At 51.5% G+C, this 14,423-nt stretch carries 18 protein-coding genes; 5 read left to right on the top strand and 13 right to left on the bottom strand.

The genetic code is table 11. The features are described from left to right. Positions 1-4: 4 nt before the first annotated feature. Genes rpmC through tuf form a run of 11 tightly spaced genes read right to left on the bottom strand, consistent with a single transcriptional unit; the run spans position 5 to position 5,798 of the window. On the bottom strand, positions 5-196 hold the full coding sequence (rpmC, locus tag QOL41_RS04475) for a 50S ribosomal protein L29 (protein WP_072799944.1): 192 nt from the start codon (positions 194-196) through the stop codon (positions 5-7). Beyond that, the gene (gene rplP, locus QOL41_RS04480) at positions 196-609 is read right to left on the bottom strand and encodes a 50S ribosomal protein L16 (protein WP_072799943.1); all 414 of its coding nucleotides are present in this window, start codon (positions 607-609) and stop codon (positions 196-198) included. Before rplP ends, rpmC begins: the two co-directional genes overlap by 1 nt. 2 nt (positions 610-611) lie before the next feature. Continuing rightward, complete coding sequence (gene rpsC, locus QOL41_RS04485; RefSeq protein ID WP_072799942.1) at positions 612-1,271, bottom strand: 30S ribosomal protein S3; 660 nt, start codon at positions 1,269-1,271, stop codon at positions 612-614. A gap of 5 nt (positions 1,272-1,276) precedes the next feature. Then, entirely contained in the window at positions 1,277-1,624 is a 348-nt protein-coding gene (gene rplV, locus QOL41_RS04490) for a 50S ribosomal protein L22 (RefSeq protein ID WP_072799941.1), read from the bottom strand. Continuing rightward, positions 1,624-1,908, bottom strand: a complete 285-nt coding sequence (gene rpsS / locus QOL41_RS04495; protein WP_072980626.1) for a 30S ribosomal protein S19 — start codon at positions 1,906-1,908, stop codon at positions 1,624-1,626. The genes rplV and rpsS overlap by 1 nt, the downstream gene beginning before the upstream one ends. A gap of 3 nt (positions 1,909-1,911) precedes the next feature. Continuing rightward, a complete protein-coding gene (gene rplB / locus QOL41_RS04500; protein ID WP_283428797.1) occupies positions 1,912-2,742 on the bottom strand; it encodes a 50S ribosomal protein L2 in 831 nt (276 codons plus the stop codon). A gap of 2 nt (positions 2,743-2,744) precedes the next feature. Then, positions 2,745-3,053, bottom strand: a complete 309-nt coding sequence (rplW, locus tag QOL41_RS04505; RefSeq protein ID WP_283428798.1) for a 50S ribosomal protein L23 — start codon at positions 3,051-3,053, stop codon at positions 2,745-2,747. After that, entirely contained in the window at positions 3,053-3,673 is a 621-nt protein-coding gene (gene rplD, locus QOL41_RS04510; RefSeq protein WP_283428799.1) for a 50S ribosomal protein L4, read from the bottom strand. The genes rplW and rplD overlap by 1 nt, the downstream gene beginning before the upstream one ends. Next, positions 3,673-4,290, bottom strand: coding sequence for a 50S ribosomal protein L3 (gene rplC, locus QOL41_RS04515; RefSeq protein ID WP_072980618.1), 618 nt, complete (start codon positions 4,288-4,290; stop codon positions 3,673-3,675). The genes rplD and rplC overlap by 1 nt, the downstream gene beginning before the upstream one ends. 5 nt (positions 4,291-4,295) lie before the next feature. Beyond that, complete coding sequence (rpsJ, locus tag QOL41_RS04520) at positions 4,296-4,604, bottom strand: 30S ribosomal protein S10 (RefSeq protein WP_088626645.1); 309 nt, start codon at positions 4,602-4,604, stop codon at positions 4,296-4,298. 9 nt (positions 4,605-4,613) lie between these two features. After that, entirely contained in the window at positions 4,614-5,798 is a 1,185-nt protein-coding gene (gene tuf, locus QOL41_RS04525) for an elongation factor Tu (RefSeq protein WP_072981006.1), read from the bottom strand. A 554-nt stretch (positions 5,799-6,352) separates the two neighbouring features. Here tuf and QOL41_RS04530 point away from each other — a divergent pair. The 4 genes from QOL41_RS04530 to QOL41_RS04545 all read left to right on the top strand — a co-directional run bounded on the left by QOL41_RS04530 (position 6,353) and on the right by QOL41_RS04545 (position 12,270). Beyond that, positions 6,353-7,852 carry a glycosyl hydrolase family 5 gene (locus QOL41_RS04530; RefSeq protein ID WP_283428800.1) on the top strand — a complete coding sequence of 500 codons (1,500 nt, stop codon included), beginning with the start codon at positions 6,353-6,355 and terminating at the stop codon, positions 7,850-7,852. A gap of 200 nt (positions 7,853-8,052) precedes the next feature. After that, entirely contained in the window at positions 8,053-9,363 is a 1,311-nt protein-coding gene (locus tag QOL41_RS04535; RefSeq protein ID WP_283428801.1) for a hypothetical protein, read from the top strand. Positions 9,364-9,567: 204 nt separating this feature from the next. Beyond that, complete coding sequence (locus tag QOL41_RS04540) at positions 9,568-11,193, top strand: glycosyl hydrolase family 5 (RefSeq protein WP_283428802.1); 1,626 nt, start codon at positions 9,568-9,570, stop codon at positions 11,191-11,193. Between the two features lie 84 nt (positions 11,194-11,277). Next, a complete protein-coding gene (locus QOL41_RS04545; protein ID WP_283428803.1) occupies positions 11,278-12,270 on the top strand; it encodes a GDSL-type esterase/lipase family protein in 993 nt (330 codons plus the stop codon). 11 nt (positions 12,271-12,281) lie between these two features. On the opposite strand, the gene QOL41_RS04550 is transcribed toward QOL41_RS04545, so the two are convergent. After that, complete coding sequence (locus QOL41_RS04550) at positions 12,282-13,223, bottom strand: alpha/beta hydrolase (protein WP_283428804.1); 942 nt, start codon at positions 13,221-13,223, stop codon at positions 12,282-12,284. 269 nt (positions 13,224-13,492) lie between these two features. Here QOL41_RS04550 and QOL41_RS04555 point away from each other — a divergent pair, with 269 nt between their 5' ends. After that, complete coding sequence (locus QOL41_RS04555; protein WP_283428805.1) at positions 13,493-13,810, top strand: hypothetical protein; 318 nt, start codon at positions 13,493-13,495, stop codon at positions 13,808-13,810. Here the strand turns inward: QOL41_RS04555 and QOL41_RS04560 are convergent. Continuing rightward, complete coding sequence (locus QOL41_RS04560; RefSeq protein WP_283428806.1) at positions 13,807-14,403, bottom strand: CAP domain-containing protein; 597 nt, start codon at positions 14,401-14,403, stop codon at positions 13,807-13,809. The two genes, QOL41_RS04555 and QOL41_RS04560, sit on opposite strands and share 4 nt — an antisense overlap. Positions 14,404-14,423: the final 20 nt, after the last annotated feature.

Here is a 14,423-nt window from a genome sequence, read left to right on the forward strand (position 1 = left end):
CGGCTTATGCCTTGGCCTTTTCGGTGAGGATGGTCTTGACCCTAGCGATATCCTTGCGGGTATTGCGGATCGAAGAGGGTTTTTCCAAGTTACCGAGCTTAGCAGCCATACGGTAATTGAACAAATCGAGATTCAACTGAGCCAGTTTTTCCTTGAGCTGGTCAACGCCCAGTTCCTTTAATTCACGTGCCTTCATTAGATCTCCGATTCTTCGATGATTTTGCACTTGAGGGGGAGCTTCTGTGCTGCGACATGGAGAGCTTCCATGGCCAGTTCACGTTCAACACCACCCATTTCGAAAATGATGCGACCCGGGAGGATAACGGCTGCCCAGAATTCGACGGCGCCCTTACCCTTACCCATACGAGCTTCTGCCGGGTGACGGGTAATCGGCTTATCGGGGAACACGCGGATCCAGACGCGGCCACCGCGCTTGATCTTACGGGTCATGGCGATACGAGCGGCTTCAATCTGACGAGCAGTCAGCCAGCACTTTTCAAGAGCCTGAATGCCGAATTCGCCGAAGGCGATGGAGTTGCCGCGGGAGGCAATGCCCTTCATGCGGCCTTTCATCTGCTTACGATGTAATGTTCTTTTAGGACTCAGCATAATTACTTCTCTCTCTTGTTATCGTTCATGACGTCCTTGCCAATCTTTTCGCCGTGCATGATCCACACCTTGATACCGATGGAACCATAAACGGTCTTAGCAATGGCAGTCGCGTAATCGATGTCGGCGCGGAGAGTGTGCAGAGGCACGCGGCCTTCAGCATACTTTTCGACGCGGGCAATTTCGGCACCACCGAGGCGGCCACCGCACTGCACCTTGATACCTTCAACGCCCATGCGCATAGCGGACTGGATAGCGCGCTTCATGGCACGACGGAAGGAAATACGCTTTTCGAGCTGACGAGCGATGTTTTCGGCAACCAGCTTGGCATCCGTTTCCGGGCGCTTGATTTCCTGGACGTTAATATAGATTTCTTTACCGGTGAGGAACTGGAGTTCGCCCTTGAGCTTTTCCAATTCTTCGCCCTTACGGCCAATCACGATACCCGGACGGGCGGTAAAGAGGTTCACGTTCACCTTCTTGACGGTGCGTTCGATGCCGACCTTGGAAAGGGAGGCATGTTCAAAACGCTTCATCAAGTAGCGACGGAGCACGATGTCTTCATAAAGAAGATCGGCAAACTTGTCTTCGGCATACCACTTGGATTCCCAGCCGCGGATAACGCCAAGACGAAGACCATTCGGATGAGTTTTCTGACCCATTTTAATTACTCCTTGTTGGCCACAACGACTGTGATGTGAGAGAGCGGCTTTTCGATACGGAAAGCACGGCCCTGGGAACGCGGGTGGATACGCTTCATGATGGTACCACCGTCGGCAGTGATGGTCTTGACGACCAGTTCTTCGGCGGCAACGGCACCAGCGGCCTTCTGCTTGAAGTTAGCAACAGCGGACTTCAGAGCATTTTCGACCAGCGGAGCACCCTTGGTCTGCGTGTGGAGAATAGAAAGCATTGCGAATGCTTCTGCAACGGACTTGCCGCGAACCAGGTCGACAACGCGACGGAGCTTGCGAACGCCGTAACGGACGTTTTTCACTTTAGCAACAGCTTGCATTATTTCTTTCCTCCAGCAGCGGTTTCAGTCTTACGGTGACCGCGGAAAGTGCGGGTCATGGAGAATTCACCCAGCTTGTGGCCGACCATGTTTTCGGTCACGTAAACGGGGATGAACTGCTTGCCGTTATAGACGGAGAACGTAAGTCCGACCATATCAGGAATGATGGTGGAACGACGGGACCAGGTCTTGATAGCCTGTTTCTTGTCGGAACCGGCCATCGCCTGGGCTTTGCTCAAAACGTGGGAATCCACGAAAGCACCTTTCTTAAGGGATCTGGACATGAATTAGGCCCTCTTCTGACGACGACGTACGATAAACCTATCGGTACGCTTATTGTTACGAGTTTTGGCACCCTTAGAGTTCTTACCCCAAGGAGAGCACGGATGACGACCACCAGAGGTACGACCTTCACCACCACCAAGGGGGTGATCGACCGGGTTCATAACGACACCACGGACGGACGGGCGAATGCCGAGCCAGCGAGAGCGGCCTGCAGAACCCGAGGATTCATTCATGTGATCGATATTGGAAACCTGACCCACGACGGCGAGGCAATCTTCCGGAATGTAGCGAACTTCGCCACTCGGGAGCTTGACCTGGCAGAGCTTGCCGTCTTTAGCGACGAGTTCTGCACCTGCACCTGCGGAACGAGCGATCTGAGCGCCCTTGCCCGGTTTCATTTCGATGTTGTGGATAATGGTGTTCAGCGGAATATCGCGGAGCGGAAGAGCGTTACCAACGCGGAATTCGGCACCTTCGCCAGAATTCAGCACGTCACCAACCTTGATTTCGGCCGGAGCGACGATGTAGCAGCGCTTGCCGTTCTGGTACTTGACCAGAGCGATACGAGCAGAACGGTTCGGATCGTATTCGATCGTTTCAACGGTGCAGGGGATGCCTGCAAACTTGCGCTTGAAGTCGATGATACGATACAGTTTCTTGTGACCACCACCGCGACGGCGGGAGGTGATTTCACCGGCGTTGTTACGGCCGGAGCTACGCTTGATGCCTTCGGTGAGCGGCTTGTACGGCTTGTCCGCAGTGATTTCCTTGCGGTCACCAATCTGCTTGTAGCGCAGCGTCGGGGTAAGCGGGCGATAAGACTTCAGACCCATGATTATACTCCTTCGAACTCGGCAATCTTTTGCCCGGCCTTAAGCGTGATGTAGGCCTTCTTCCAGTTGGACTTCTTGCCGGCGACCATGCCCATACGAACGCGCTTCATCTTGCCGCGGTTGATAAGGGTATTGACGGAATCGACCTTGACACCAAAACGCTTTTCGATAGCGTCCTTAATCTCGGCCTTCGTTGCGGTCTTGGCAACCTTGAATACATACTTGTGCACGTCATTACGGACAGCAGCCATCAAACGGGCGGTAGCTTCGGTAATGTGCGGTGCAACGAGAATTTCGTGAAGTTCACTCATTAGCGGCCTCCTTCCAGTTCGGCGAGAGCTGCCTGGGAGATGACGACGTTGTTGGCGCGAACGATGTCGTAAGTGTTGACATCAGCAACGCGTGCGCAACGGCACCAAGGAATGTTGTTAGAAGACAGGTAAAGGTTCTTGTCAGCTTCGCTCACCAGGAAGAGAGCGTTGCGCTGTTCGAGACCGGCCTTGTTGAGGACGGCGAGGAGATCCTTGGTCTTCGGGGCGTTGAAAGCGAGAGCTTCGAACACCTGCACCTTGCCTTCGGCAGCCTTAGCAGCGAGAGCAGAGCGGAAGGCGATCTTCTTGACCTTCTTGTTCACCTTTTCAAAGTAGTCATGGGACTTCGGACCGTGAGCCTTAGCACCGCGAACCCACACAGCGGAGGTGTTCTGACCGGAACGTGCACGACCCGTGCCCTTCTGCTTCCAAGGCTTCTGACCACCACCGCTAACGGAGGACTTGTTCTTAGCCTGGGCAGTGCCCTGACGGTTGTTGTTCAAGATAGCCTTGATATGCAAGTACATGCAGACCTTGTTGACTTCCTGATCGAACATGGCCGGGAGCTGAATATCATTCTTAAAATCGCCAGTAGCGGCGAAAAGCTTTGCTGTAGCCATTAGTCTTTCCTCACCACGATGATGCTGTTCTTTGCACCGGGAACTGCGCCGCGGACAAAGATCAGGTTGCGGTCGCCGTCAACCTTGACGACCTGGAGGTGCTTCACGGTCACTTTCTTGTTACCGAACTGACCGGCCATACGCTTGCCCGGGAAAACGCGACCCGGATAAGAGTGAGCGGACGTACCACCCGGTTCGCGCATGTTGTGCGTACCGTGAGAACGAGGACCGCTGTGGAAGTTATGGCGCTTGATGGTACCGGAGAAGCCGTGACCCTTGGAGAGGCCAGAGACATTCACCATCTTCACATCGGCGAAGTCAGCTGCACCGAATTCCTTGCCAACCGGCCAGGCTTCGAGATCAGCGACATCGAATTCAGCGAGGTGTTCACGAACAGCAACGTCAGCCTTCTTGAAGTGGCCGATTTCTGCCTTGTTGGCACGCTGTTCTTTCTTGAGACCAAAGCCGATTTGGACAGCAGTGTAACCGTCCTTCTCTTCTGTCTTATGGCAAACGACCACGCACGGACCGGCTTCGAGAACCGTTACAGGAACGCGTTCGCCCTGTTCCGTGAACACTTGGGTCATTCCCAATTTCTTTGCGAGAATACCGTTCATTGTTATTAAACCTTAATTTCGACTTCAACGCCTGCCGGCAAGTCAAGTTTCATGAGGGAATCAACAGTCTGCGGCGTAGCATCAAGGATGTCGATAAGACGCTTGTGCGTACGGGATTCGAACTGTTCACGGGAAGTCTTGTCGATATGCGGAGAGCGAATCACCGTATACTTCTGGATCTTCGTCGGAAGAGGGATGGGGCCGGCAATGCGTGCCCCAGTGTTCTTAGCTGTATTCACGATGTCTTGAGCGGAGCGGTCGATCATACGATGATCGAAGCTCTTCAAGCGAATACGAATGCGTTCACCAGCCATGATAATTCCTTACTTGATGATTTCGGTTACGGAGCCAGCGCCAACGGTACGGCCACCTTCGCGGATTGCGAAGCGGAGCTGCTTTTCCATTGCCACCGGGGCGATCAGGTTCACGTGAATGGTCACGGTGTCACCCGGAGTCACCATTTCAACACCTTCCGGCAGCTGGATCGTGCCAGTCACGTCGGTGGTGCGGAAGTAGAACTGAGGACGGTAGCCGTTCATGAACGGAGTGTGGCGGCCACCTTCGTCCTTCGTCAGGACGTAGATTTCTGCCTTGAATTCGGCGTGCGGAGTCACGGACTTCGGAGCAGCGAGCACCTGGCCGCGGCTGATGTCCTTCTTTTCTGCGCCGCGGAGGAGCAAACCGACGTTGTCGCCAGCCTGGGCGTCGTCGAGGAGCTTGCGGAACATTTCAACGCCGGTAACCACGTATTCGGCGGTTTCGCCGAGACCAACGCGTTCGACCTTGTCGTTCAGGTGAACAACGCCGCGTTCGATACGACCGGTAGCGACAGTGCCACGACCAGTGATGGTGAACACGTCTTCGATCGGCATCAGGAACGGCTTTTCGGTTTCACGGGCCGGAAGCGGGATGTAGGTGTCGCAGGCGTCCATGAGTTCCATGATCTTGTCCTGGTAGGCAGGGTCGCCTTCGAGGGCCTTGAGGGCGGAACCGCGGATGATCGGGGTGTTGTCGCCGTCAAATTCGTACTTGGACAGAAGGTCACGAACTTCCATTTCCACGAGGTCGAGGAGTTCTTCGTCGTCCACCATGTCGACCTTGTTCATGAACACGACGATCTTCGGCACGCCCACCTGGTGAGCGAGGAGGATGTGTTCACGGGTCTGCGGCATCGGGCCGTCGGTAGCTGCAACAACGAGGATGGCGCCGTCCATCTGGGCAGCACCGGTCACCATGTTCTTGACGTAGTCGGCGTGCCCCGGGCAGTCGACGTGAGCGTAGTGACGGTTTGCAGTGGTGTATTCCACGTGGGAGGTGTTGATCGTGATACCGCGGGCCTTTTCTTCGGGAGCGTTGTCGATTTCGTCGAAACGCTTGGCAGCGGCGAGACCGCGTGCAGCGAGAGTCGTGCAGATTGCGGCGGTCAGAGTGGTTTTGCCGTGGTCAACGTGGCCGATGGTGCCGATGTTGCAGTGCGGCTTGCTTCTGTCAAAATGTTCTTTTGCCATTTTTTCCTCTTCTTCAGCAGAAGGTTTATCGCTTCGAATCCTAGGAACGGCGCGGGTTAAACGCATATTCCTGTTATTTCGCAAAGCATAGGAAGCGGTACTTTGCGAATTTTGCCGAACAAATTTAGCAATTTCAAGGAATTTTTCAAGGATTTTTTTTTGCTTTTTAGCCCAAAAACGCGGATTTCAGCCATTTCGGTGACAAATTCCGCCATCTGGATATTGACACACCGCCATCCGCTTGTTTTACAAAAAATGGCGAATTTTGCAAAATTTAAGGGGTTCAATATTTTAATCCGGCACTAATTCCAACTTATCAACAGTTTAAAAACACTCCCGGCAAACCCCGTACGGCAAATTCAACTTATCAACAACTTTTTTGTAAAAAGATTTTTACTTTATGAAATTTTACATTTCGAGGGGCCTTGTAAAATAATCCACACTTTTAGGAACACGCAAGGAACACTAATTCTTTGAACTATATAATTTTACATTGAAAGCTCAAATAATTAGCTATCTTGTCCCCCTGAGTGTTTCGGGCGCACGAGGATCCTATGAAGAAGACTTTATTCACATTTTTGCTGTCTGCAGCTGCAGTCGCCTTTATTTGTAATTGTGGCGACGACGGCGTCATTGACGCCAACAGTAATAACACTACCCCCATTGTAACCCAAATTTCCTACCTGTATAAGGATGGTTCCACAAGTTACATTATTGACCCCAACGGCGTTGTCACCAACGTTGACGGTGATATTGTAGGTCTCGCCGACATTCAAAACGGCGTTATCTACGCTTCGGACAATTCCATTATTGCCGACGGCATCGATTTCTCACAGCTCGATCTTTTGACACCGCCCGTCATTTCTTCTTTGGCATGGGTCCTTTCTGCAGACCAGATTTATGTCATTTATCCTGACGGCAGCGTCACTGATGCAAACGGCATTGCCCTTGGCGTCATGATTTACTACCCGGACGAAACTGGATCTCCGACCACTGTCGGAAATATTGTCGGCATGGACGGCAACGCTATCGTTGAAAACGTAGACGTCGCCACATTGAAAGTCTACCAGCCCAATATCAATCCTAACCCGAACCCGGTTCCCGTCTACAGCTCCTCTTCCGAAAGCCCCAATCCGGGCCCGGGACCTGTGCTGTCTTCTAGCTCCAACCCGAATCCCGTCTATTCGAGTTCTTCGATGAAGCCGCAGAGTTCGTCTTCGGCAAAGTCCTCTAGCTCTAATGCAAAGTCTTCCAGCTCCGAAGTAAAATCTTCTAGTTCTTCTGCCCCCAAGAGCAGCAGTTCTTCGCAAGGCGGAAACGGCAGCTGCCCGACGATCAAGACCAAGAGCGGCGGCAGAAGCGGTTCTGGCTTCGCAACCCGTTACTGGGACTGCTGTAAGCCTCACTGCTCTTGGCAGCAACACGCTGGCGGAAACCTTTCCAAACAGTGCACGAACAAGGGTAGAACCAACGATACCAACTGGGGCAACGGCAGCGTTTGCGACGGCGGTGGTTCTGCAATGACATGCATTAGCCAGATTCCGTTTACAATCGATGGCTGCTCTGATATGGCATTCGCCTTTGCAGCCGTGCCCGCCTCTGACGGTGGCTCTTGCGGCAAATGCTACCAGCTCACTTTTGATGGTACCGGAGCATCACAAACAAAAACGAAAACCACCGCAAACCACAAAGCGCTCAAAGGCAAGAAGCTTATTGTCATGACGACAAACGTCGGTACCGATGTGCAACAAGGGCAGTTCGACATTATGATCCCGGGCGGCGGCGTGGGTATCTTCAACGGCTGCTCCAGCATGGGCTGGGGTAACCAGGGCGCCCAATACGGCGGTCTTCTCGCTGACTGCGAAAGCGAAATCAAGGACCTCCCGAGCAAGGTCGTTACCTGCCTGAAGGACAAGTGCAACAGCGTATTCAGCAACGACAGCGAAGCCAAGAAGGGCTGCCTGTTCCTCGCTGAATGGTTGCATGCAGCAAATAACCCAGCTCACAAGTATACCGAAGTGGAATGCCCCGACGTGCTGAAGCAGAAGTATTAATCTGATTCAAAATTTCAAGAATCTTAATCCCGGCTTTCAGCCGGGATTTTTCGTTTCAGAAAAAATGTGACGAATATCCCGCAAGCGTTTGCCTTCCAAAAATTTACGTGCTTTTCACACCCGTTTAGATTATCTTATAGCGTGGATGGAATTGGAGGACTTTCAAAAGGAAGTCTCGTTTTATTGTTATGAGGAGATTTATGAAAAACCGATTCCTTAAATCCGTGCTAGTTTTAAGCACCGTATTGGCCATGGTCAACTGCTCCGATTCAGGAGAAAGTACAATCAACAACGGAAATGGCACCGCCCAAGTCGACCCGAATGAAGGTGCATGGCTCATGAACATCGGCCAGAATATCTTGATTTATCCGACTGGTTCCGTAGCCGATGCGAACGGCAACATTATCGGATCCGTCATTTTCATCGAAGGGACACTTTTAGGAACAATCTATGCCGCAGACGGCACAGTTCTTATTGAAAACGTAGACGTTTCCCTCTACCCCATCACCACTCTTGAACAGCTGAATGCAGGCATTCCGACTTCTTCGGAAACTGTGCTCCCGCCCGCTCCGGAATCTTCGGCAGAAACCTTGCCGGAAATCTCTTCCAACAGCAATATTCCTGTTCCCACCTCCAGCGAAGTACAAGGCGAAAGCTCTTCTTCGCAAACAATCAACAACGATAAATCTTCTAGTAGCAAGGCAAAGTCCTCCAGCTCCGCCAAATCGAGTAGCTCTGCCAAGTCCTCTTCCAGCGCAAAAAGCAGCTCCTCCAGCCAGCCGACCGGCGGATGCCCAAATATCAAGGTGGTAAATGGCGGTCCCACCGGAAGCGGTTGGGCAACCCGTTACTGGGACTGCTGTAAGCCCAGTTGCTCTTGGTCAGAAAACGCCCATGGAAACCCGGCAAAGCAATGTACGAACAAGGGCAAGGATTCTAGCACCGATTGGGGCGCTCAAAGCATTTGCAGCGGCGGCCAGATGATGACTTGCACCAGCCAGATTCCCTTCACTATCGACGGCTGCACCGATATTGGCTTCGCATTTGCAGCCGTACCAGCCGCGAACGGAGGTCAGTGCGGCAAGTGCTTCCAGCTTACCTTCACTGGCGAAGGTCATTATAATTCTACAAACGCTAATACCAGAGCCATCAAAGGCAAGAAGCTAATTGTAATGGTGACTAACATTGGTGGCGATGTGAACCAGGGCCAGTTTGACGTGATGATTCCGGGCGGTGGCGTAGGCGCCTTCGACGGATGTTCCAATGCCATGGGATGGGGAAACCAAGGCGAACGCTATGGCGGCCTTCTTTCCGACTGTGAAAAATCTACCAACTACGACGCCGGCAAGATGCTATCCTGCCTGAAAGACAAGTGCAACAGCTCTTTTGGTAGCGATACCGAAGCCAAGCAGGGGTGCATGTTCCTCGCTGAATTCATGCATGCTGCAGGCAACCCCGAACACAATTACGTGGAAGTGGAATGCCCCGACGTGCTGAAACAGAGATACTAATCTGATTCAAATTTTCAAAATATCAAATCCCGGCAGCGCCCGGGATTTTTTGTTTCAAAAAAAAGAATGTGACAAGCATCTCGCAAGTATTTGTCTTCCAAAAATTTACGTGCATTTTTTCGCCAATTAAACTATCTTTAAGCGCGGATGGAATTGGAAGGACTTTCGGAACGAAAGTCTAATCGTATTTGTTTGAGGATGCATATGAAAAACCGATTCCTAAAATCCGTGCTAGTTTTGAGCACTGTTCTAGCACTTGTCAACTGCTCCGAAGAAACCGCGGATGCAATCAATAACCTGGACCCCCAAGCTAACCAGCCCACAGAAGACAATCCCAACACGCTTCCGGCAGATGAACCTTGTTGGCTTTTGAATGCCGGCAGTGATTTTCTCATTTATTCTGCAGGCATTGTCACCGACGTTAACGGCAACGTAGTGGGCACCATCACCTTTATCGACGGAACTCTTACTGGTTCTATCGTCGCTATCGACGGCTCTGTGATCGTAGAAAACGTCGATGCCAGCGCACTCCCCCTCGTAACTCGCGCTACGGTGAACGCAACGACAACGCCGACGACTCCCGCTTCGTCTGCCGGCACCTCTACAACTCCCACGCTGTCTAGCGCAACGGATCCCACGCCGACGCTTTCTTCTGGCAGCAACCCCACTATTCCTGTGGCAAGCAGCTCTTCCGAAAAGACCGCTGTAACTTCTTCTGCCACAAACCCGCAAGTCCAAAGTTCTTCTTCGAATCAGCAGCAGCCGAAGTCCTCTTCTGCTACATCTAGCAATCAGTGCGACGGAAAATGCCTTGACAGCGCTTCGGGCAAGTGCGTCGATCCGCACACCACTCTCAAGGGTTCTCACGACGAACAATACGCCTATGACGAATCTTGCAAGATTAACTGCTATTACGATCCGACCAATCAAAATTGCAAAAACCTCGGCGGCGGCAGCGCAGCTCCGGCAAGCAGCACTTCTCAGCCGAAATCTAGCTCCAGCGTAAAATCTTCGAGTAGCCAGCAACAACAGCAACCGAAATCTTCGAGCTCTGCCAAGTCCTCTAGCAGCCAGCAGCAGATAAAGTCTTCGAGTTCGCAGGCCACAAATCCCAACGCCTCTGCAGAAGAAGCCAAGTACCTCAATGCAGGTGCAGGTGGACAACAGGGCTTTGCAACCCGTTACTGGGACTGCTGTATGCCCCACTGCGCATGGCCCGAACACGGCGGCAAGGCCAAGACCTGCGACGCCAAGGGTAAGACTCCTATCGGTAACAACAACGGCAGCATCTGCTCTAACGGCCAGGGCACCACTTGCACGAGCCAGACCCCCATTATCGTGAGCGAAAAACTCGCCTACGCTTTCGCAGCAACGCCGGGTAACGACAATACTTGCGGCAAGTGCTTCGCCCTCACCTTTACCGGTCAAGGCAAGTACGAAACAAAGGCTAACCACCAGGCACTCAAGGGCAAGACCCTCGTGGTGATGGCCTCGAACATCGGCTACGATGTGCAGGGCGGCCAGTTTGACGTGATGATTCCGGGCGGCGGCGTGGGAGCATTCAACGGTTGCGCCAACATGGGTTGGGGCGATCAAGGCGCTCAATACGGTGGTCTCCTCTCCAAGTGCGAAGACGAAGTCGGCTATGACGGCGACCTTCTGACCAAGCGCAAACAATGCCTTACCGAAAAGTGCAACAAGTCCTTCGCCAACGACGCCGAGGCCAAGGAAGGCTGCCTCTTCCTTGCCACCTGGATGGAAGCCGCAGGTAACCCGCTGCACACCTACAAGGAAGTGGATTGCCCGCAGGCCCTTATACAGAAATTTTAATTCTGTAGCATTCTAGAACATGAAATATTTTGCCCCGATTCGTCGGGGCTTTTTTATATTATAGACATAAAGGAGTGTTTTCGGATGTTTGGAAAATTATCGATAGCAGCCTCTTTGGCTATGGCCGTTTCTAGCGCCCTAGCCACCACAAATGTCGCCTGCGTAGGCAACAGCATTACCGAAGGCTACGGAATCTGGGCCGACAAGAAATACCCCGATCACCTGCAAGAAATGCTCGGGAACGATTACGCCGTCACAAACTTTGGCGTGTCTTCGATGACATTTGCAGGTGAGAAAATCAAGGGCGGCGACAATAATTCAAGCTACTGGAAAACCGATAAGTTCAAGGCGGCTCTTGCCTCTTCGCCAAACATCGTAATCATTGAACTCGGCACCAACGACAGCAAGTACTTTATGGAAAGCGAGGGCGCCAATTACAATTACCTTTACGGGCAATGCGAAAAGTCCCAGTTGTACGCCGATTACGAGGCGCTAATCGACACGTTTGCGCACCTGCCCACCAATCCCGAAATTTACGCGACGCTGCAGCCCTACAGCAACAACGTGGGCTGGGCCATCATGGATACGGCTATCGTAAGCCAAATCAACCCGATTATCAAGGAAACCGCCGTCAAGAAGGGCGTCAACATCATCGATCTACATACGCTGTTCCAGACCCCCGCATGGTTCTTGGACGATAGCGTCCACCCGAATGCGACAGGCGCTCAAGAACTTGCGAAAATCGTGAACAAGTACATGACGCTTGCAAAACCCACACTCAAGCAAGAGCAGGCCACCTTGCAAGTGAGCGGCACGAATTACGGAATCCGCTGGTACAAAGACGGCAAGTTGATTGAAGGCGCCGACAAGACAACCCTTACGCTGACCGAAAAGGGCAAGTACAAGGCTCTTGTAAAAGTCGAAAACGACAACGATTCCTGGCTTTTGAGCAATGAAATCGAAGTGAACGATTTGAGCGGCACAACAGGAATCGCTCCGGACCGCAACAAAAAAGCGCAGCCGAAGCTACGCAAATTACGTCATAAAGTCGATGTGAAGGGAAGATGGGTCAAGTAACCCCGGCACCCTTACTTTATGTTATCGTTCAAGAACTTGAATATCTTTTGATAAGCGTTGTCACGAGCAGGTTTATGTGAAAGAATAAGGTCGTGAAGGCCACCTTCAATTTCTTCAAGTTGCACACTCGGACCCAAATTGGCCCCATATTCACGGATGTGTTCAACATTCAGCACACCGTCGCAATGGGTGTATTCTTCGTTCCAGTCGTCGTCGCGGAAACTGCAACCGCTACGCATCACCAACACGGGAGGCGCGAGATGTAACCCCTGTTGGACACGGACATGCCCCTGGTGAATCGCATGGAGCCAGCCCAAATCAATCGGCAGGCTACCTGGGATTTTAAGACTATGGTCGTAATCCCATTCTCCGCCCTCGGACTTGTGCAAGCTTTTGTCGTAGTTCAAATTTTCGCTCCGCGGAATCCCGATATTCGGGAATACGCTTCCCAATGCAGAAAGCATCGGGGCGACGATATGACGCATAGGCCACACATAATTCATTTCGAGAAACGGACTATTCAAGACGATAGCAGCAATATCTGCACCGTTATTCCGGTCAGATGCATACAGGCATGCGATAAGCCCGCCGGTGCTATGCCCCATTAAAATGAACGGTATGGAATCCCCCTCTAGGCCGCGAATTTTGGCGATAGCGGAATCAATTTCGGCGTAATACTCCGAAATATCGCGAAGTTCGCCAATCATTTCGCCTTCGCGTAGAGACCTACCGTACTTGTGCAAGTCTATTGCATAAAAGGAATAGCCTGCGGAATCAACCTTTTGGGCAAGTTCCTTTTGAAAGAAATAATCGTTAAACCCGTGTATGTAAAGAACTGTCGCTTTAGGAACACGTAATGATACAGAATCTTTTGCATAGAAAGCCGATTGCCCCAAATAATGAACAAGTGTTGCATGATATTGCGCATTTTCACCGGCATCATAACGATGCATAATGAACGGTTTCCCAAGGAGGGTGTCCTCCCGAAACAGGGATTCTCCCCTGCCACAACGTTCCGCAATATGGCTTGACGATGTAAAAAACTGCGCGAAGAGAATAGAAATAGAAACTAGAACAATAAAGCAGCACTTCATATAATGAGGCAATATAATTTTTTGTACCGACAGTCAATCATAAATTTTTCATACATAGCCATTTTTTTATACGAAGTCGCAAACTTTAGTTGGCGTGATTTTCGTGGTTCTGTTTTTACAATTATAATATGTTCGATGAAGACGTCCACAAAAATGCTCTAAAAGCGTTTATCGCGTTTTTGAGGACGAAGACTACCCAGAAGAACATTGCCTTTTTTAGCGATATTTCCAGAGAATACGTAAGGCATCTCGGAAAAGGCGAAAAGATTCCCACCATCAAGGTATTCTTCAACATTATCGAAGCCGCGGGTTTGGATCTGAAAGAAGGTCTCGGAATCTATATCGACTATCTCCAGGAACAAAAATTATCCCTCGCCGCCGACAGGAGCAAGGGATTGGAATACGTCAAGAGATTAAAGTCAAAGACGTCCAAAAAGAACGACTAGAAAAAGTCTACGTTGAACCAACCTTTCTTGCCATCGGAAGATAAGGCGATTCCGCAAGCGACCTTGGTGTAACTCTTGTTACGCATATTCTTGTAGTGGCCAATCTTGCCATAATCGGCGTCGCTATTCAAGTCCGCCTCGCCGCTTTCAACGAGTTTCTTTTCGTTCCACATCATTTCTAAATAGTAGTCCGCTACGGCCGAGGCATTCTTCTGGAAACTTCCATTGAAATTCGGCCCGCTGTTCTGCGCCCATTCGCCACAGTCGCCAAAGTGACCATGAGCCTTGCCCGACTTAAGATCGTCGGCAGATTGTTTATCGGCACAAGTCTGCTTTTCCTCGGAGGCGAGCGTGAGCGGTTCCAAGTCTTCTGTCGCGCGGTATGCGTTGATTTTCGCGAGGCAGTCTTCGCGCCAGCCCTCGTTGATAAAGGCATTATCCGATGTTCCTTTGTCCGAAACGGGGATGTTGATTTCGTTGCCGGTGTCGATATTGGCATCCGCGCCCGAAGACGAATCGCCGGAACAGGCGGAAAGGCCGAATGCCATGGCAAACGCGCAAGACGCTGCAATTGAATAGAATTTCTTAGTCATCATCAAACTCCTTCGGGGTG

The organism is Fibrobacter sp. UWB10 (assembly GCF_900182935.1).
GTDB classification, from domain to species: domain Bacteria; phylum Fibrobacterota; class Fibrobacteria; order Fibrobacterales; family Fibrobacteraceae; genus Fibrobacter; species Fibrobacter succinogenes_O.

What these genes read in the sequence shown, in the direction of transcription:
- rpmC (WP_072799944.1), bottom strand. Translation starts at nt 196, where the DNA reads ATGAAGGCACGTGAATTAAAGGAACTGGGCGTTGACCAGCTCAAGGAA.
- rplP (WP_072799943.1), bottom strand. Translation starts at nt 609, where the DNA reads ATGCTGAGTCCTAAAAGAACATTACATCGTAAGCAGATGAAAGGCCGC.
- rpsC (WP_072799942.1), bottom strand. Translation starts at nt 1,271, where the DNA reads ATGGGTCAGAAAACTCATCCGAATGGTCTTCGTCTTGGCGTTATCCGC.
- rplV (WP_072799941.1), bottom strand. Translation starts at nt 1,624, where the DNA reads ATGCAAGCTGTTGCTAAAGTGAAAAACGTCCGTTACGGCGTTCGCAAG.
- rpsS (WP_072980626.1), bottom strand. Translation starts at nt 1,908, where the DNA reads ATGTCCAGATCCCTTAAGAAAGGTGCTTTCGTGGATTCCCACGTTTTG.
- rplB (WP_283428797.1), bottom strand. Translation starts at nt 2,742, where the DNA reads ATGGGTCTGAAGTCTTATCGCCCGCTTACCCCGACGCTGCGCTACAAG.
- rplW (WP_283428798.1), bottom strand. Translation starts at nt 3,053, where the DNA reads ATGAGTGAACTTCACGAAATTCTCGTTGCACCGCACATTACCGAAGCT.
- rplD (WP_283428799.1), bottom strand. Translation starts at nt 3,673, where the DNA reads ATGGCTACAGCAAAGCTTTTCGCCGCTACTGGCGATTTTAAGAATGAT.
- rplC (WP_072980618.1), bottom strand. Translation starts at nt 4,290, where the DNA reads ATGAACGGTATTCTCGCAAAGAAATTGGGAATGACCCAAGTGTTCACG.
- rpsJ (WP_088626645.1), bottom strand. Translation starts at nt 4,604, where the DNA reads ATGGCTGGTGAACGCATTCGTATTCGCTTGAAGAGCTTCGATCATCGT.
- tuf (WP_072981006.1), bottom strand. Translation starts at nt 5,798, where the DNA reads ATGGCAAAAGAACATTTTGACAGAAGCAAGCCGCACTGCAACATCGGC.
- QOL41_RS04530 (WP_283428800.1), top strand. Translation starts at nt 6,353, where the DNA reads ATGAAGAAGACTTTATTCACATTTTTGCTGTCTGCAGCTGCAGTCGCC.
- QOL41_RS04535 (WP_283428801.1), top strand. Translation starts at nt 8,053, where the DNA reads ATGAAAAACCGATTCCTTAAATCCGTGCTAGTTTTAAGCACCGTATTG.
- QOL41_RS04540 (WP_283428802.1), top strand. Translation starts at nt 9,568, where the DNA reads ATGAAAAACCGATTCCTAAAATCCGTGCTAGTTTTGAGCACTGTTCTA.
- QOL41_RS04545 (WP_283428803.1), top strand. Translation starts at nt 11,278, where the DNA reads ATGTTTGGAAAATTATCGATAGCAGCCTCTTTGGCTATGGCCGTTTCT.
- QOL41_RS04550 (WP_283428804.1), bottom strand. Translation starts at nt 13,223, where the DNA reads ATGCATCGTTATGATGCCGGTGAAAATGCGCAATATCATGCAACACTT.
- QOL41_RS04555 (WP_283428805.1), top strand. Translation starts at nt 13,493, where the DNA reads ATGTTCGATGAAGACGTCCACAAAAATGCTCTAAAAGCGTTTATCGCG.
- QOL41_RS04560 (WP_283428806.1), bottom strand. Translation starts at nt 14,403, where the DNA reads ATGACTAAGAAATTCTATTCAATTGCAGCGTCTTGCGCGTTTGCCATG.